The sequence below is a fragment of the Pseudomonas sp. NFACC42-2 genome, assembly GCF_900116055.1.
Taxonomy (GTDB): Bacteria; Pseudomonadota; Gammaproteobacteria; order Pseudomonadales; family Pseudomonadaceae; genus Aquipseudomonas; species Aquipseudomonas marginalis.
This window is the reverse complement of record NZ_FOZO01000008.1, coordinates 106,868-124,648: the sequence shown is the minus strand read 5'-3', so window position 1 is coordinate 124,648 and position 17,781 is coordinate 106,868. Positions and strand designations below refer to the sequence as shown.

Genomic DNA, 17,781 nt, shown 5'->3' with positions numbered 1-17,781 from the left:
CCTCCTCCCACATTTGACTTTGGTGAACCAGCGTGATGTGTACCGGCAAAAAAACGCCCCGAACCAGTCGGGGCGTGATTGTCGTGCGGCACTGCGGTTAGCTCTTTAACGGGTCCGCCGTGGCCGTGTACTCACATCGATCAGTGGAACTGCTCTTCTTCGGTCGAACCGGTCAGCGCGGTCACGGACGAGGTGCCGCCCTGGATTACGGTGGTCATGTCGTCGAAGTAGCCGGTGCCCACTTCCTGCTGGTGAGCCACGAAGGTGTAGCCCTTGGCGGCGTCAGCGAATTCCTGTTCCTGCAGCTTCACATAGGCAGTCATGTCGTTGCGGGCGTAGTCGTGCGCCAGGTTGAACATGCTGTGCCACATGTTGTGAATGCCGGCCAGGGTGATGAACTGGTGCTTGTAGCCCATGGCGGACAGTTCGCGCTGGAACTTGGCGATGGTCGCGTCGTCCAGGTTCTTTTTCCAGTTGAAGGAAGGCGAGCAGTTGTAGGACAGCAGCTGGTCCGGGTATTCCTTCTTGATTGCTTCGGCAAAGCGACGCGCTTCGTCCAGGTCCGGCTTGGCGGTTTCGCACCAGATCAGGTCGGCGTACGGCGCGTAGGCCAGGCCGCGGGCGATGGCCTGGTCGAGACCGGCGCGCACTTTGTAGAAACCTTCCTGGGTACGTTCGCCGGTTACGAACGGCTGGTCGTACGGGTCGCAGTCCGAGGTCAGCAGGTCCGCGGCGTTGGCATCGGTGCGGGCCAGGATGATGGTCGGCGTGCCGGCAACGTCAGCCGCCAGGCGGGCAGCGGTCAGCTTCTGTACGGCTTCCTGGGTCGGTACCAGTACCTTGCCGCCCATGTGGCCGCATTTCTTCACCGAAGCCAGTTGGTCTTCGAAGTGCACGCCGGCCGCGCCAGCCTCGATCATGCTCTTCATCAGCTCGTAGGCGTTCAGTACGCCGCCGAAACCGGCTTCGGCGTCGGCCACGATGGGCGCGAAGTAGTCGATGTAGCCTTCATCACCCGGGCCTTTACCGGCTTTCCACTGGATCTGGTCGGCACGACGGAACGAGTTGTTGATGCGCTTGACCACGGTAGGCACGGAGTCCACCGGGTACAGCGATTGGTCGGGGTACATGGATTCAGCGGAGTTGTTGTCCGCTGCCACTTGCCAGCCGGACAGGTAGATCGCCTGGATACCGGCTTTCACCTGTTGGACTGCCTGGCCGCCAGTGAGGGCGCCCATGCAGTTGACGAAATCTTTCTCGGGGCGGAAGGACGGCTTGGCACCTTGGGTGACCAGCTTCCACAGCTTCTCGGCGCCGAGTTTTGCAAAGGTGTGCTCAGGTTGAACCGAGCCACGCAGGCGGACGACGTCAGCAGCGGAATAAGCGCGGGTTACGCCTTTCCAGCGTGGGTTTTCAGCCCAGTCTTTCTCGAGGGCTGCAATTTGCTGTTCGCGTGTCAGTGCCATGGGGGAAAACCTCGTCGCATAGGTCTAGGTGGAAAATTCCATTTGCCAGCCACGTAGTGAATGCGTGGTTATGGCTGCTCGCTGACCAGAAGCTCAGGTGTTCAAGTCAAGTTCGGCGGGGCGGGCGACGGGATGAACGACGGCTCAAGGGGGGGAGTTGAGCAGGTAGGGGCGAACTGCGAACGGTCTTCGGGCATCGTGGGCCTTTGTACGATCCATCAGTGTGTAGCCGGGTTACCTGGTTAGCTTCCGTCCCTCGGGACAACTTCGTTCCAGTCGCAACCTCGTCAAACACACCTTGTGGGCGGTACAGACACGAATCGGCTCGGGTGGGTAGCTTGGAGCGGCGATCCGAAGGCCCTTGCCAGGGCCCCTGATTAGCGGGAGCGAGGCCATCATGCCCATGCTTTTTTGGATCGTCAAATGTTTTGTAGTGCTTTTTTTCAGGCACTACATCTTTAGTCTAATACGACTCATCAGTCAGTTTTTGGTGCTTCAGTTCAGGGTGTCGACCTTGACCCGCAAAGTCAGGTCATCGCGGCCCTGGGTAGAGTAGCTGCGGGTTGTGGAGGATTTGTCGGCCTGGGTCTCGCGGTTGATGCCGGCCAGGGGGATCCATTCCCCAAGGCGCCCGCTGACAGTTGTGTCGGTACTTTGCACATTCACTACATCGGGACGTTCCTGGCTCATGCGGTCACGGTTGGTACTGATCGCCAGGTGCACGGTCTCGCCGGTGACGCTGGCGGTGACGTAGAAGCCCTGGGTGACGTTGCGGTACTGGGTCTGGTTCTGCGGACGGCCGTAGGCGTCGGGTTGGGTTGTGGTCAGTGGCACGCTCTGGCCGACCTGGATCAGCGCGGGCACGCCTTCGCTGGCCTGGATCTGCTGGATGTCGCCGTCGCGGCTGGCGGTGCCGTAGCTGATGATACGGGTCTGGCTGTCGCCGCTGTTCTGCTGGTTGTTTTCATTGGTATCGACGGTGATCAGCAGGCGCTTGGCTGGTGTATCCAGCTGGGCGAGCAGCGCACGCAGGTCCTGGATCTTGCCGGGGGCAGCGTTAACGATAAGCTGGTTGCCGTAGGCGCTGATGGTGCCGTCCTTGCCGATGAAGTTCTGCGCCACGGGGAGCAGGTCGGTGCTGGTGCGGTTGCTCAGGTTGACGACTTCGGTGTCGGCCATTGCCGAGCAACTGGCAGTGAGGAGGAGGGCGGTGAGCAGGGTGCGTAGGGACATGTCCGTTATCTCTGCGAGTCAGTTAGGCTTGATAGTGCCAGTTTGTCGGCCTGGCGGGTCGCAAGTTGAATCGTAGACGGCAAAATGCCCTGGCATGGCAGGGCATTGTTGGTGTTCCTGAAATAGCTATCGGGGGCAAGCCCCCTCCCACATTTTGACCGAGTACATCCTTGGGGATGCAGCCAAGTGTGGGAGGGGGCTTGCCCCCGATGGCAGCGACGCGGTCTCGAATCAGCCCCCGCGCACCATATCGACATGGGGAATCCCGACTTCCAGGAATTCCTCGCTGACGATCTTGAAGCCCAGTCGCTCATAGAACGGCGCCGCATACACTTGTGCACTCAGGAACTGCTTGGTCTGGCCACGTTGCTCGGCCACGCCGATCACCGCTTCCATCAGCTTGTCGCCGACCTTCAACCCGCGCCAGTCCTTGAGCACCGACACCCGGCCGATCTCGCCGCTGGGCAGCAGGCGCGCGGTACCAATCGGAAAGTCGCCTTCGAATGCAAGGAAATGCACTGCGTCTGCGTCGTCCGCATCCCACTCAAGTTCAGGTGGGACGGACTGTTCAGCGATAAATACCGCTTCACGAATGCGCCGAATCTCGGCGATATCCTTATGCCAGTCCGCGACACCTACGTGAATCCTATTCATCGGCAAACCCCAGGCTTCCTTGCTTGACCAGCTCGCACAGCAGGTCACGGGCGTCTTCGTCCAGCAGCCATTCGCCGAGGTTTTCGGCGTGCAGGGCGTCGGCGGCGCAGACCAGTTTCAGCAGTTCGCGCAGTTTACCCGGCAGGTAACGGCTCTGGCCGCTGGCGAACAGCAGGACGTCATCGTCGACTTCCGACCAGGCCATGCGCGCGCTTGGGTTGCGCACCAGGATTGCGCCGTCCTGCAGGCTGTTGATGAAGTCGTCTTCGCCCAGTTCTTCGCCTGCCACCAGTTCCGGGTAGCGCGGCTCGGTCATGAATTGGCCGAACCAGGTCAGCAGCATGCGCTCGTCGCTCATGTGCTCGGCCAGCAGGCTCTTGAGGCGGTCGAGGGCGTCGCTCTGGATCTGGTGCGGGTCGCTGACCGGCTGCGCGTCGGCGTCGGTGTAGCGCTCTTCGTCGGTCAGGTACTGGGCGAGGAAGTCGGTGAAGTGGGTCAGTACTTCTGCGGCGCTTGGGGCGCGAAAGCCCACCGAGTACGTCATGCAGTCATCTTCGGCGATGCCGAAATGCGCCAGGCGTGGCGGCAGGTAGAGCATGTCGCCCGGTTCCAGCACCCATTCGGCGCTTTCTTCGAATTCGGCGAGGATGCGCAGGTCGGCGTGTTGCAGCAGCGGGCTTTCGGAGCTGCACATCTGGCCGATCTTCCAGTTGCGCTTGCCCTGGGCCTGCAGCAGGAACACGTCGTAGTTGTCGAAGTGCGGGCCTACGCTGCCGCCGGGTGCGGCAAAGCTGATCATCACATCGTCGATGCGCCAGCTTGGCAGGAAGCGGAACTGCTCCAGCAACTCGGCCACTTCCGGCACGAACTGGTCGACCGCCTGCACCAGCAGGGTCCACTCACGTTCAGGCAGGGTGCTGAAGGCGTCTTCGGCGAACGGGCCGCGGCGCAGTTCCCACGGGCGTTCGCCGTGTTCGATCACCAGGCGCGATTCGACTTCTTCTTCCAGGGCCAGGCCGGCGAGTTCGTCGGCGTCGATCGGGCTTTCGAAGTCAGGGATCGCCTGGCGGATCAGCAGCGGTTTTTTCTGCCAGTAGTCGCGCAGGAATTCCCGTGCCGTGATGCCGCCCAGAAGTTGAAGAGGGATATCAGGATTCATGTGTAACCTATTGAAAAAAAGCACTTTTCAGACTGAAATAAAAACGCCCGGCGCGGCCGGGCGTCTCAAGGGGCTTGCGCGAATCAGATGCGCTTGGCTTGCTCTACAGCGTTGCCGATGTAGTTGGCCGGGGTGAGCAGTTTCAGCTCGGCCTTGGCCGCGGCTGGCATGTCCAGGCCGTCGATGAAAGTTTGCAGTGCTTCAGGGCTGATACCCTTGCCACGGGTCAACTCTTTCAGCTTCTCGTAAGGGTTTTCGATGTTGTAGCGGCGCATCACGGTCTGGATCGGCTCGGCCAGCACTTCCCAGCACGCGTCCAGGTCAGCGGCGATTTTCTGCGCGTTGAGCTCCAGTTTGCTGATGCCTTTGAGGCTGGCTTCGTATGCGATCACGCTGTGGGCAAAGCCCACGCCGAGGTTGCGCAGTACGGTGGAGTCGGTCAGGTCGCGCTGCCAGCGGGAGATCGGCAACTTGCTGGCCAGGTGCTGGAACAGGGCGTTGGCGATGCCGAGGTTGCCTTCGGAGTTTTCGAAGTCGATCGGGTTGACCTTGTGCGGCATGGTCGACGAACCGATTTCACCGGCAATGGTGCGCTGCTTGAAGTAGCCCAGGGAGATGTAGCCCCAGATATCGCGATCGAAGTCGATCAGGATGGTGTTGAAGCGCGCGATGGCGTCGAACAGCTCGGCAATATAGTCGTGGGGTTCGATCTGCGTGGTGTACGGGTTGAAGCCCAGGCCCAGTTCGTCTTCGATGAAGGCGCGGGCGTTGGCTTCCCAGTCGATCTCAGGGTAGGCCGACAGGTGCGCGTTGTAGTTGCCCACGGCGCCGTTGATCTTGCCCAGCAGTGGGACAGCGGCGACTTGAGCGATCTGGCGCTCCAGGCGATACACCACGTTGGCGAGTTCCTTGCCCAGGGTAGTCGGCGACGCCGGCTGGCCGTGGGTACGCGACAGCATCGGCACGTCGGCGAAACGGATGGCCAGCTCGCGGATCGCTTCGGCGGTCTGGCGCATCAGCGGCAGCATCACGTCATCACGGCCTTCGCGCAGCATCAGGGCGTGGGACAGGTTGTTGATGTCCTCGCTGGTGCAGGCAAAGTGGATGAATTCGCTGACCTGGGCCAGTTCCGGCAGCTTGGCCGCCTGCTCCTTGAGCAGGTATTCGATGGCCTTGACGTCGTGGTTGGTGGTGCGCTCGATCTCTTTCACACGCTCGGCGTGCTCCAGGGAGAAATTGTCCGCCAGGGCGTCGAGTACAGCGTTGGCTTCGGCGGAGAACGCCGGCACTTCGCTGATGGCGGGGTGAGCGGCCAGGCGCTGGAGCCAGCGCACTTCAACCAGTACACGAGCACGGATCAGGCCGTATTCGCTGAAAATAGGGCGCAGGGCCTGGGTTTTGCCGGCGTAGCGGCCGTCAACAGGGGAAACCGCAGTGAGCGAAGAGAGCTGCATGGGGTGTTCTCGGACAGTCGGGCAACGAAATGGGGCGCGTATCATACATGAAAAAATCCGCCGGTCCGTTGCCAACTGACCGGCGTATTACGCGTAACGGCTTGAAAATAGCCTGTCGGTGCGACTTATTCGTTGCGCATCAACGGGTAAAGCTCTTTGAGCAATTTGCGTCGGCTGATCACCAGTTGCCAACGATGTCCGCCCAATTGCCGCCACAACCGCGCCGAACGAATGCCGGCGAGCAGCAGTGCGCGGATTTTCGAGGCGTTGTTCGGTTGCTGCAGGTTGCGCATGTCGCCGTGCACCTGGATGCGTTGGCGCAAGGTGCTCAAAGTGTCCTGGTACAGCGCACCGCAGGCGGCGATCACGTTTTCGTGGGCCGGGCCGAAGTGTTCTACCTGGGACTGGATCTGTGGCAGGCGTTTGCCGATGGTTTCCAGCATGTCTTCGCGCTTGGCCAGCTGGCGCTCGAGGCCGAGCATCGACAGGGCGTAGCGCAGCGGTTCACGCTGCAAGGTGCTGGGGTCGCGCTCCAGGGCGCCGATCAGGGCGCGATAACCTTCACGCAGTGCGAGGTCGTCGCCGCCGTAGACTTCCAGGGTGTCCTTGGGGTCGCGGATCAGCAGGCTGCCGAGCATGCAGGTCAGGCCGGCTTCGGTGACCTGGCCGGTCTTGGCGATCTTGTCCACCAGCACGGCGGAAAGAAATACCCCGCCGAGTGCCGTCAATTGCTCCTGGGTCGGGCTCATGCCGGGTTGCTCCAGGCTTCGGCGACTTCAATCACGCCGCCGCCCAGGCAGATTTCGCCGTCATAGAACACCACGGACTGGCCAGGGGTGACCGCGCGTTGCGGGTCATCAAAGGTGGCGCGGTAGCCCGTCGCGGTTTTTTCCAGGACGCAGGGCTGGTCGCTTTGGCGATAGCGTACCTTGGCCGTCAGGCGGCGCGGGGTGCTCAGGTCGATCGGGTTGACCCAATAGATCTCCGAGGCCAGCAGTGCGCCCGAGAACAGCAGCGGGTGTTCATTGCCCTGGCCGACGATCAGCACGTTGTGCTCCAGGTCCTTGACCAGCACGTACCACGGCTCTTCGCCGGCATCCTTCAAGCCACCGATGCCCAGGCCCTGGCGCTGGCCGATGGTGTGGTACATCAAGCCATGGTGACGGCCGATCACTTCGCCGTCGGTGGTCTTGATCTCGCCCGGCTGCGCCGGCAGGTACTGCTTGAGGAAGTCGCTGAAGCGGCGCTCGCCGATAAAGCAGATCCCAGTGGAGTCCTTCTTCTTGGCGGTCGCCAGGCCGTGTTGCTCGGCGATCCTGCGCACTTCGGGCTTTTCCAGCTCGCCCACCGGGAACAGGGTCTTGGCGATCTGTTCACCGCCGACGGCGTGCAGGAAGTAGCTCTGGTCCTTGTTCGGGTCCAGGCCCTTGAGCAGTTCGGTGCGGCCATCGATGTCGCGGCGGCGCACGTAGTGGCCAGTGGCAATCAAGTCGGCGCCAAGGATCATGGCGTAGTCGAGGAACGCCTTGAACTTGATTTCGCGGTTGCACAGGATGTCCGGGTTCGGCGTGCGACCGGCCTTGTATTCGGCCAGGAAGTGCTCGAACACGTTGTCCCAGTACTCGGCGGCGAAATTGGCGGTGTGTAGCTTGATGCCAATTTTGTCGCACACGGCCTGGGCGTCCGCGAGGTCGTCCATGGCGGTGCAATATTCCGTTCCATCGTCTTCTTCCCAGTTCTTCATGAACAGGCCTTCCACCTCATAACCCTGCTCCATGAGCAGAACGGCGGAAACGGAAGAATCCACGCCGCCGGACATGCCGACGATGACGCGCTTCTTTTGTATGTCAGAAGGGGCTGGATCACGCATAGGGTTTCAACGGGTGTCTTGAAAAAGGACGCGATTCTAACAGGCCTGGGCCCGCAAGGCTAAAGAGAAGGGCGGATCAATTCCAGGCTGTGACGCTGACCGGCCAGGTAATCATCGATACAGCGGATGATCAGCTCGCTGCGCCAGGCGTCGCGCACGGCCAGCAGTTCGTCGCGGGTGAGCCAGCGGGCACGCAGGATGCCTTCGTCCAGTTGATAGTCCGGGTGGTGTTTCAGTGCCTTGGCAATAAAGCAGACGCGTTGATAGGTAACCCCGTTGCTGGGTGCGGTGTACAGGTAGATGCCGACAATGCCGGTGGCCTCCACGTCCCAGCCGGTTTCCTCAAGGGTTTCACGCACGGCGGCCTCGGTCAGGGTTTCGTCTGGGTCGAGGTGGCCGGCAGGCTGGTTGAGCACGGCGCGGCCGCCCTTGAGCTCTTCGACCATCAGGAACTTGCCGTTGTCTTCGACGATGGTGGCGACGGTGATGTGGGGTTGCCAGGTCATGGGATGCCTCTCGAGTCTGAATGCAGCGCAGTCTTGGAGCAGGATTACAGCAGTGTGGGAGGGGGCAATCCCCCTCCCACAAGGATGATGCATAAGCAATCTGCATGATGCGCCTGACATTTTATGATTTTACCGATTTCAGCGCCTGGCGCAGCTTATCTCTCCAGAGCCCTCAGTTTGGAAAGTGTCATGAACCCGATTGCCGATAAAAGCTACGAAGTACGCCTTACATCGCCACTGCCCATTGCCTTCATCCTGCTGTGGAGTTCCGGCTACATCGGCGGTGCGTTCGGTGTGCGCTATGGCGAGCCGTTCACCATGACGTTCTATCGGTTTGCCCTGGCTGCCCTGGTGTTCCTGGGCGTTGCACTCGCCATCAAGGCGCAATGGCCGAAACGACTTGCACCCTACTTCCATGCTGCGACAGTGGGGCTGCTGTTGCAGGCCCTGCAGTTCGGCGGCCTTTACACCGGCATCAGCCACGGCGTTCCCGCAGGGCAGGCGGCATTGATCGTTGGGCTGATGCCGGTGTTCGTGGTGATCGGTGCCTATTTCTGCCTGGGTGAACAATTGAGTTGGCGCGACCTGCCGGGTTCGATCCTCGGCGTTGGCGGCGTGGCCATCGTCGTGGCCAGCAGCTTTTTTGGCTTCGAGGCGTCAGTGGGTGGTTACGGCGCGGTGGGCTTGGCGCTATTGGGTATCACGCTTGGCACGCTCTACCAGAAGCGCTTTCTTGGCGGGGTGAATCTATGGGTCGGGTGTTTCATTCAGATGGTCACCGCGTCGTTGGTCATGTTGCTGCTGGCATACACCACCGAAACCATGCAGGTCACCGAGTGGGTTCCATTCGTAGCGTCGGTGGCCTGGATCACGCTGATGAACTCCGTGGGTGCGCTGACGCTGCTGTATTTGATGATTCGACGCGGGGAGGCGAGTAAGGCGACGAACTTGTTTCATGTGATTCCGGCGGTCACGCAGATCATGGCGTCGTTGGTGTTGGGTGAGGTGCCGAGTGGGGTGGCGATTGTGGGGTTTGTTGTTTCAGGGGCAGGGGTTTATTGGATGAATCATGTGCGCGCCAAGTAGGTAGTCTTGACAGGTATAGCGGGCGCCTTGCACTAATGGCGGGGAATAATTACTCACTCCCATGGGGGTGGCATGAGAGTCAATCTTGATATTCAGTCGCTGCGCAGTTTCCTCAAGGTCGCAGAGCTGGGCAGTTTCACTCGGGCCGCGCAAGCGTTGAGCCTGACCCAGCCGGCAATCAGCCAGCAAATTCGACGACTTGAGGATTTGCTGGGTGTCGAGCTTTTTGCTCGCGACAATCGGCAGGTGTTGCTCACCCTCGAAGGAGAGCGCTTGACCGGCTATGCCCAGCAGATGGTCAGCGTCAACGACAAGGTGGGGAGCCTGTTTGATGCCAGTCGCACTCAAGAGTCCGTGACGCTGGGTATTCCCGAATATTTCAGCGAGGAAATCCTGCAGCGCGTTATTCCTGCTCTGGCGGTTGAATTACCTTCAGTGCGAATTGTGGTCAAGGTCGCGCGTTCCCTGTTGCTCGCAGAGGCGTTCAGTGAGGGACGAATCGATATTGGCCTGATGATTGATGAGTTGCCAAAAGTCGCTGGCGTGCCTTTGCATGCACTTTCGTTGATGTGGCTGGGTGGCGAGTGTGCGGCAGCCCCCATGGAAGGGCAGGAAGTTTCGCTGGCGCTGTTCAAGGCGCCCTGCGTGTTCAGGAGCCTGGCGATTCGGCGTTTGGAGGAGAGTGGCATCAGGTGGCGCTGCGTGTATGAGTCTGAAGACTTGATGTCGCTGCGTTCAGCGGTCCAGGCGGGAGTTGGTGTGACGCTTTTACCCTGGTTTGCCCAGGTGCCGGGCTTGAAAAACGTCGAAGCGCTCGCGCATTTGCCTGCGCTGCCGGGGTTTGGGGTTGAACTCAAGCAGAGGCCGGGCTGGGAGCCTTGGTACAAACCGCAGTTCCTGGCGATTATCGAGGCCGCATGGCGCGAGGAATACGGTGTTGCATAAACCCTGAAAACACAAACCCCGGCACGTGGCCGGGGTTTGTGATGCATCCCTACAACCTTACTTCAACTTGGCAATCGCCGCATTGAGGGTGTTGCTTGGGCGCATGGCCTTGCTGGTCAGCTCCGGGTTCGGCGCGTAGTAGCCGCCGATGTCCACTGGCTTGCCCTGTACGGCATTGAGCTCGGCAACGATGGTTGCTTCATTCGCGGCCAGGGTCTTGGCCAGTTCGCCGAATTGGCCTTGCAGTGCAGTGTCTTCGGTCTGGGCGGCCAGGGCCTGGGCCCAGTACAGCGCCAGGTAGAAGTGGCTGCCGCGGTTGTCGATGTTGCCGACTTTGCGCGATGGCGACTTGTTGTTGTCGAGGAACTGGCCGGTGGCCTGGTCCAGGGTCTTGGACAGTACCAGGGCTTTCGGGTTGTTGTATGTCACACCCAAATGCTCGAGGGAAGCGGCCAGGGCCAGGAACTCGCCCAGGGAATCCCAGCGCAGGAAGTTCTCTTCCAGCAGCTGTTGCACGTGCTTCGGCGCCGAACCGCCGGCGCCGGTTTCGAACAGGCCGCCGCCATTCATCAGCGGCACGATCGACAGCATCTTGGCGCTGGTGCCCAGTTCCATGATCGGGAACAGGTCGGTCAGGTAGTCACGCAGCACGTTGCCGGTCACCGAGATGGTGTCCAGGCCCTTGCGGGTACGTTCCAGGGTGAACTTCATCGCGTCGACCGGCGACATGATGCGGATGTCCAGGCCTTCGGTGTTGTGGTCTTTCAGGTAGGCCTGGACTTTCTCGACCACGACGCCGTCGTGTGCACGCTTGGGGTCCAGCCAGAAGATGGCCGGGGTGTTGCTGGCGCGGGCACGGTTGACGGCCAGCTTGACCCAATCCTGGATCGGCGCGTCTTGGGTCTGGCACATGCGGAAGATGTCGCCGGCTTCGACTTTCTGTTCCATCAGCAGGTTGCCCTTGCTGTCGGTCACGCGGACGACGCCGTCAGCCTTGACCTGGAAGGTCTTGTCGTGGGAGCCGTACTCTTCGGCTTTTTTCGCCATCAGGCCAACGTTCGGCACGCTGCCCATGGTGGTAGGGTCGAAGGCGCCGTTGGCCTTGCACTCTTCGATCACCGCCTGGTAGATGGTGGCGTAGCAGCGATCCGGGATCACGGCCTTGGTGTCGTGCAGCTGGCCGTCGGTGCCCCACATCTTGCCGGAGTCACGGATCATGGCCGGCATCGAGGCGTCGACGATGACGTCGCTCGGCACGTGCAGGTTGGTGATGCCTTTGTCGGAGTTGACCATCGCCAGGGAAGGGCGAGCGGCGTAGACCGCCTGGATGTCAGCTTCGATCTGGGCCTGCTGCTCGGCCGGCAGGGCCTTGATGCGGGCGTACAGGTCGCCGATGCCGTTGTTCAGGTTGAAGCCGATCTGTGCCAGCACGTCTGCGTGCTTGGCCAGGGCGTCTTTATAGAACTCGGCAACGATCTGGCCGAACATGATCGGGTCGGAGACCTTCATCATGGTGGCTTTCAGGTGGACCGACAGCAGCACGCCTTGTTTCTTGGCGTCTTCGATTTCAGCGGCGATGAAGCTGCGCAGGGCGTTCTTGCTCAGTACCGCGCTGTCGATGATTTCGCCGGCCTTGACGGTGGTCTTTTCTTTCAGGACGGTGGTGGTACCGTCCTGGGCGACCAGCTCGATCTTGACAGCGTCAGCGGCTTCGATCTGCACGGCTTTTTCGCTGCCGTAGAAGTCGCCGTTGCTCATGTGGGCAACGTGGGACTTGGAGTCTGCAGCCCAGGCGCCCATCTTGTGCGGGTGCTTGCGAGCGTAGTTCTTGACCGACAGCGGCGCGCGGCGGTCGGAGTTGCCTTCGCGCAGTACCGGGTTCACGGCGCTGCCCTTGACCTTGTCGTAACGTGCACGGGTTTCTTTTTCCGCGTCGGTGGTTACGGTTTCCGGGTAGTCCGGCAGGGCGTAGCCCTGGGCCTGCAGTTCCTTGATCGCGGCTTGCAGCTGCGGGGTCGAGGCGCTGATATTAGGCAACTTGATGATGTTGGCTTCAGGGGTAACGGCCAGGTCGCCCAGTTCGGCGAGGTGGTCCGGTACGGCCTTGGTGCCCAGTTGCTCGGGGAAGCTTGCGAGGATGCGCCCTGCGAGGGAGATGTCGCGGGTTTCCACGGCAATATCAGCGGAAGCGGTGAAGGCCTCTACGATAGGCAGCAGTGAATAGGTGGCGAGGGCTGGGGCTTCGTCGGTGAAGGTGTAGATGATCTTCGAGCGGGTGGGCATATTCGGATTAACTCTCTTCTTTGCTGAAAGCGTGCGCAGAAACTCGAGATGCGCCGGGTGGAGCGCGTTCGTTCAAAGTCATCCATGAGCGAAAGGTCGAGGTTTCTTCGCGGTGATGTTGGGTTGCATCAGTCGAGCGTCAAGCGGGTGGACTATTGTATTAGTCCTGCTTTGTAGCGGAGGGCCCTGTTCCAGAGCGGTCTGCCATCGTGACTCTTTGGTCAGCGGCGGCATTATACATAGGTCGCTATGCTTACGCCGAGCCTTCATACAAAAGGTGTGTCGTCCATTGGTCTAAAGGTCGCAGGTACCGGGTTACGCCTAAAGTCGCACGAAGTGCTCAAGATTGGCGCTTTTCCCTTTGCTTTCAGGCTTGTAGGCGACAATTTATGCTGTTTTCGATGCAAATGAGCATGGCGCGAGGTTTCAGTCGCCATTTATCTGGAGTAGGCTCGAACGCAGCCAGATGTTCAATCCATAGATGGAGTTCAGCATGGGATACAAGAAGATTCAGGTTCCGGCAGTCGGCGACAAAATCACCGTCAATGCAGACCATTCTCTCAATGTTCCTGACCAACCGATCATCCCGTATATCGAAGGTGACGGTATTGGCGTCGACATCAGCCCGGTGATGATCAAGGTGGTCGACGCAGCTGTTGAAAAGGCCTACGGCGGCAAGCGCAAGATCTCGTGGATGGAGGTGTACGCCGGCGAGAAAGCGACCCAGGTCTACGACCAGGACACCTGGCTGCCCCAGGAAACCCTGGATGCGGTCAAGGATTACGTGGTGTCCATCAAAGGCCCGCTGACCACTCCGGTAGGGGGCGGCATTCGTTCGTTGAACGTGGCCCTGCGCCAGCAACTCGACCTTTACGTGTGCCTGCGCCCGGTGCGCTGGTTCGAAGGTGTGCCCAGCCCGGTCAAGAAACCAGGCGACGTGGACATGACCATCTTCCGCGAAAACTCCGAAGACATTTACGCCGGGATCGAGTGGAAGGCCGGCTCGCCGGAAGCGACCAAGGTCATCAAGTTCCTCAAGGAGGAAATGGGCGTCACCAAGATTCGTTTCGACCAGGATTGCGGCATTGGGATCAAGCCGGTATCGCTGGAAGGCACCAAGCGCCTGGCGCGCAAGGCCCTGCAGTATGTAGTGGATAACGATCGCGACTCGCTGACCATCGTGCACAAAGGCAACATCATGAAGTTCACCGAAGGCGCCTTCAAGGAATGGGCCTACGAAGTGGCGGCTGAAGAGTTCGGTGCGACCCTGCTGGATGGCGGCCCGTGGATGCAGTTCAAGAACCCGAAGACCGGCAAGAATGTGGTGGTCAAGGATGCCATCGCCGATGCCATGCTTCAGCAGATCCTGTTGCGTCCGGCCGAGTATGACGTGATCGCGACCCTCAACCTGAACGGCGACTACCTGTCCGACGCCCTGGCGGCAGAGGTGGGTGGTATCGGGATTGCGCCGGGTGCCAACCTGTCCGACACCGTGGCCATGTTCGAGGCCACCCACGGTACTGCGCCCAAGTACGCGGGCAAGGATCAGGTCAATCCGGGCTCATTGATCCTGTCGGCGGAAATGATGCTGCGTCATATGGGCTGGACCGAAGCGGCCGACCTGATCATCAAGGGCACCAACGGCGCTATCTCGGCCAAGACCGTGACCTATGACTTCGAGCGCCTGATGGATGGTGCGAAGCTGGTGTCGTCGTCCGGCTTTGGGGATGCGCTGATTTCGCATATGTAAGTCAACGTTATAAAAAAACCGGCCATTCAGGATGGCCGGTTTTTTACAGGCTATTACTCAAAAGCAGATCAGGCCGTTTGTTTCTTTTTTGGTTGAATGGGCTGTTCTGCTTTGCGCTTCGTTTCATGTGTTTCGTCGTGGGCTTTTTCGGGTGTAGCTGCGCAGGCTGCACAAATTTCGACGGCGTGCAGCCCTTTCGGTCCTTGAATGATTTCAAACTCCACAGGTTGGCCCGCCTTCAGCGTCTTGTATCCTTCCATGTTGATCGCTGAATAATGCGCAAAGAGATCTTCGGACTTCCCGTCCTCTACAACAAAACCATACCCTTTGGCATTGTTGAACCACTTGACCTTGCCACTGATCTTGACGCCAGACATACCCATATCCCTCTGCACCAGACTCCATCACTGGAGTATCATCCAGTTTATCCGTCCTAACCCGAATAAATAAGGTTGACTGCGCGGACCTTTTTTACCCACTGTGGGTTCTATTGGTTGTAACACCGATTTGCCGATAGTCAAGGCGACCGGGTGGTCAGGAGTTGAAATTCTGACAGGTCGCCCCCACCACTGTATTTGAACCACTGACGAACCTTTCTTTCCATGCATGCAATCAGCCAGATTCGACTAACATTCAATCAGGATCGACCGGATCACGAACACGATGACGACGGTTCTGCAGGCATTGCTGTTCAGGAGGCCAAGCCTGCTTTACAGGCGCCGCCGATGTACAAGGTGGTTTTGTTCAACGATGACTACACACCGATGGATTTCGTGGTCGAAGTGCTCGAGGTGTTTTTTAACCTGAACCGCGAGTTGGCGACCAAGGTAATGCTGGCCGTTCACACAGAAGGACGGGCAGTATGTGGAGTGTTTACCCGTGACATCGCCGAGACAAAGGCCATGCAGGTCAACCAGTACGCCAGGGAAAGCCAGCATCCGCTACTCTGTGAAATCGAGAAGGACGGTTAACGCCGACCACTTGGGTATGAGGTGAAGCTATGTTAAACCGCGAGCTCGAAGTCACCCTCAATCTTGCCTTCAAGGAGGCTCGTTCGAAGCGTCATGAATTCATGACCGTCGAACACCTGCTGCTGGCACTTTTGGATAACGAAGCTGCCGCCACGGTTCTGCGTGCGTGCGGCGCCAACCTCGACAAGCTCAAGCATGACCTGCAGGAGTTTATCGACTCCACCACGCCACTGATCCCCGTGCATGACGAGGACCGTGAGACCCAGCCAACCCTGGGCTTCCAGCGGGTATTGCAACGTGCTGTTTTCCACGTACAGAGCTCCGGTAAGCGTGAAGTCACAGGCGCCAATGTGCTTGTGGCGATCTTCAGCGAACAGGAAAGCCAGGCAGTGTTCCTGCTCAAGCAGCAGAGCGTTGCCCGTATCGATGTCGTCAACTACATCGCCCACGGTATCTCCAAGGTGCCTGGGCATGGCGATCATTCCGAGGGTGAGCAGGATATGCAGGACGACGAGGGCGGCGAGTCTTCTTCTTCAAGCAACCCGCTGGATGCCTATGCCAGCAACCTCAATGAGCTGGCGCGCCAGGGGCGGATCGATCCGTTGGTGGGGCGTGAGCTTGAGGTGGAGCGCGTAGCGCAGATCCTGGCGCGCCGTCGCAAGAACAACCCGTTGCTGGTGGGTGAGGCGGGCGTGGGCAAGACCGCGATTGCCGAAGGCCTGGCCAAGCGCATCGTCGACAACCAGGTGCCGGACCTGCTGGCCAACAGTGTCGTCTACTCCCTTGACCTGGGCGCGTTGCTCGCCGGGACCAAGTACCGTGGCGATTTCGAGAAGCGCTTCAAGGCGCTGCTCGGCGAGCTGAAAAAACGCCCGCAGGCGATCCTGTTCATCGACGAGATCCACACCATCATTGGTGCCGGTGCGGCATCCGGTGGGGTGATGGACGCTTCCAACCTGCTCAAGCCGTTGCTGTCGTCGGGTGATATCCGCTGCATCGGTTCGACCACCTTCCAGGAATTCCGCGGCATCTTCGAGAAAGACCGTGCCCTGGCGCGTCGCTTCCAGAAAGTCGACGTGTCCGAGCCGTCGGTCGAAGACACCATCGGCATCCTGCGCGGGCTCAAGGGGCGGTTTGAAGCGCACCACGGCATCGAGTACACCGATGAGGCGTTGCGTGCGGCCGCTGAGCTGGCGTCGCGCTACATCAATGACCGGCATATGCCGGACAAGGCCATCGATGTGATCGACGAGGCCGGGGCCTACCAGCGCCTGCAGCCGGTCGAGAAGCGTGTTAAGCGCATCGACGTGCCTCAGGTCGAGGACATTGTCGCGAAGATCGCGCGGATTCCACCAAAACACGTCAACAGTTCCGACAAGGAGCTGCTGCGTAACCTGGAGCGCGACCTCAAGCTCACCGTGTTCGGCCAGGACGCAGCGATCGACGCGCTGTCCACCGCGATCAAGCTGTCGCGTGCGGGCCTCAAGTCGCCGGACAAGCCTGTCGGTTCGTTCCTGTTCGCCGGTCCTACCGGTGTCGGCAAGACCGAGGCGGCGCGGCAATTGGCCAAGGCCATGGGGATCGAGCTGGTGCGCTTCGACATGTCCGAATACATGGAGCGTCACACCGTGTCGCGCCTGATCGGTGCGCCTCCGGGCTATGTCGGTTTCGACCAGGGCGGTCTGTTGACCGAGGCGATTACCAAGCAGCCCCATTGCGTACTGCTGCTCGATGAAATCGAGAAGGCTCACCCGGAAGTCTTCAACCTGCTGCTGCAGGTGATGGACCATGGGACCCTGACCGACAACAACGGGCGCAAGGCGGACTTCCGCAATGTCATCCTGATCATGACCACCAACGCCGGTGCCGAGACGGCCGCGCGGGCTTCGATCGGCTTTACCCACCAGGATCACTCGTCCGATGCTATGGAAGTGATCAAGAAGAGCTTCACGCCGGAGTTCCGCAACCGCCTGGACACCATTATCCAGTTTGGTCGCCTCAGCCATGAGGTCATCAAGAGTGTGGTGGACAAGTTCCTTACCGAGCTTCAGGCGCAGTTGGAAGACAAGCGCGTGCAACTGGATGTCACGGAAGCGGCACGCAGCTGGATCGCCGAAGGTGGCTACGACGCGGCAATGGGCGCTCGCCCGATGGCGCGCCTGATCCAGGACAAGATCAAGCGGCCGTTGGCCGAAGAGATCCTGTTTGGCGAGCTTTCCGACCATGGTGGCGTGGTGCATATCGACCTGAAGGATGGCGAGCTGACCTTCGAGTTCGAAACCACGGCTGAAATGGCCTGATCGTTCTGCAATAACGCAAAAGGCGCCGAAAGGCGCCTTTTTGCTGTCTTGAAATGCAATTCTCAGAATGGGCTTGCCCCCCCTCCCGCAGGATTCCTCGGTGT

The 17,781-nt window shown here is 60.0% G+C and carries 15 protein-coding genes; 5 read left to right on the top strand and 10 right to left on the bottom strand.

Features of this window, described 5'->3' with window-relative positions; genetic code table 11:
- Window positions 1–140: 140 nt before the first annotated feature.
- From aceA to BM416_RS16815, 8 genes are all read right to left on the bottom strand, one after another.
- Complete coding sequence (aceA, locus tag BM416_RS16850) at window positions 141–1,466, bottom strand: isocitrate lyase (protein ID WP_003219577.1); 1,326 nt, start codon at window positions 1,464–1,466, stop codon at window positions 141–143.
- 495 nt (window positions 1,467–1,961) lie between these two features.
- Window positions 1,962–2,699: a secretin N-terminal domain-containing protein gene (locus tag BM416_RS16845; protein WP_092488804.1), complete on the bottom strand. Its 738-nt coding sequence runs from the start codon at window positions 2,697–2,699 to the stop codon at window positions 1,962–1,964.
- 231 nt (window positions 2,700–2,930) lie between these two features.
- On the bottom strand, window positions 2,931–3,353 hold the full coding sequence (locus BM416_RS16840) for a GNAT family N-acetyltransferase (RefSeq protein WP_027606328.1): 423 nt from the start codon (window positions 3,351–3,353) through the stop codon (window positions 2,931–2,933).
- Window positions 3,346–4,512 (bottom strand): ribosomal protein uL16 3-hydroxylase, encoded by a 1,167-nt coding sequence (locus BM416_RS16835; RefSeq protein WP_027606329.1) that lies wholly within the window; start codon window positions 4,510–4,512, stop codon window positions 3,346–3,348. Before BM416_RS16835 ends, BM416_RS16840 begins: the two co-directional genes overlap by 8 nt.
- An 83-nt stretch (window positions 4,513–4,595) precedes the next feature.
- Window positions 4,596–5,966 (bottom strand): adenylosuccinate lyase, encoded by a 1,371-nt coding sequence (gene purB, locus BM416_RS16830; RefSeq protein WP_027606330.1) that lies wholly within the window; start codon window positions 5,964–5,966, stop codon window positions 4,596–4,598.
- A 125-nt stretch (window positions 5,967–6,091) separates the two neighbouring features.
- Window positions 6,092–6,715: a high frequency lysogenization protein HflD gene (hflD, locus tag BM416_RS16825; protein ID WP_027606331.1), complete on the bottom strand. Its 624-nt coding sequence runs from the start codon at window positions 6,713–6,715 to the stop codon at window positions 6,092–6,094.
- Window positions 6,712–7,836, bottom strand: coding sequence for a tRNA 2-thiouridine(34) synthase MnmA (mnmA, locus tag BM416_RS16820; protein WP_092488803.1), 1,125 nt, complete (start codon window positions 7,834–7,836; stop codon window positions 6,712–6,714). The genes hflD and mnmA overlap by 4 nt, the downstream gene beginning before the upstream one ends.
- A gap of 59 nt (window positions 7,837–7,895) precedes the next feature.
- The gene (locus BM416_RS16815) at window positions 7,896–8,342 is read right to left on the bottom strand and encodes an NUDIX hydrolase (RefSeq protein ID WP_092488802.1); all 447 of its coding nucleotides are present in this window, start codon (window positions 8,340–8,342) and stop codon (window positions 7,896–7,898) included.
- A gap of 189 nt (window positions 8,343–8,531) precedes the next feature.
- Here BM416_RS16815 and BM416_RS16810 point away from each other — a divergent pair, with 189 nt between their 5' ends.
- Both BM416_RS16810 and BM416_RS16805 read left to right on the top strand, forming a co-directional pair.
- Window positions 8,532–9,428, top strand: coding sequence for a DMT family transporter (locus tag BM416_RS16810; protein ID WP_175539077.1), 897 nt, complete (start codon window positions 8,532–8,534; stop codon window positions 9,426–9,428).
- A 72-nt stretch (window positions 9,429–9,500) separates the two neighbouring features.
- A complete protein-coding gene (locus tag BM416_RS16805) occupies window positions 9,501–10,373 on the top strand; it encodes a LysR family transcriptional regulator (RefSeq protein WP_092488800.1) in 873 nt (290 codons plus the stop codon).
- A gap of 57 nt (window positions 10,374–10,430) precedes the next feature.
- Here the strand turns inward: BM416_RS16805 and BM416_RS16800 are convergent, their stop codons facing one another.
- Window positions 10,431–12,656: an NADP-dependent isocitrate dehydrogenase gene (locus BM416_RS16800; protein ID WP_092488799.1), complete on the bottom strand. Its 2,226-nt coding sequence runs from the start codon at window positions 12,654–12,656 to the stop codon at window positions 10,431–10,433.
- Between the two features lie 493 nt (window positions 12,657–13,149).
- Between BM416_RS16800 and icd the strand changes: the two genes are divergently transcribed.
- Window positions 13,150–14,406 (top strand): NADP-dependent isocitrate dehydrogenase, encoded by a 1,257-nt coding sequence (gene icd, locus BM416_RS16795; protein WP_027606337.1) that lies wholly within the window; start codon window positions 13,150–13,152, stop codon window positions 14,404–14,406.
- Window positions 14,407–14,474: 68 nt separating this feature from the next.
- On the opposite strand, the gene cspD is transcribed toward icd, so the two are convergent.
- Complete coding sequence (gene cspD, locus BM416_RS16790; protein WP_092488873.1) at window positions 14,475–14,783, bottom strand: cold shock domain-containing protein CspD; 309 nt, start codon at window positions 14,781–14,783, stop codon at window positions 14,475–14,477.
- A gap of 225 nt (window positions 14,784–15,008) precedes the next feature.
- Here cspD and clpS point away from each other — a divergent pair, with 225 nt between their 5' ends.
- Both clpS and clpA read left to right on the top strand, forming a co-directional pair.
- On the top strand, window positions 15,009–15,377 hold the full coding sequence (gene clpS / locus BM416_RS16785) for an ATP-dependent Clp protease adapter ClpS (RefSeq protein WP_010567912.1): 369 nt from the start codon (window positions 15,009–15,011) through the stop codon (window positions 15,375–15,377).
- A 29-nt stretch (window positions 15,378–15,406) separates the two neighbouring features.
- Window positions 15,407–17,677, top strand: a complete 2,271-nt coding sequence (gene clpA / locus BM416_RS16780; protein ID WP_027606339.1) for an ATP-dependent Clp protease ATP-binding subunit ClpA — start codon at window positions 15,407–15,409, stop codon at window positions 17,675–17,677.
- Window positions 17,678–17,781: the final 104 nt, after the last annotated feature.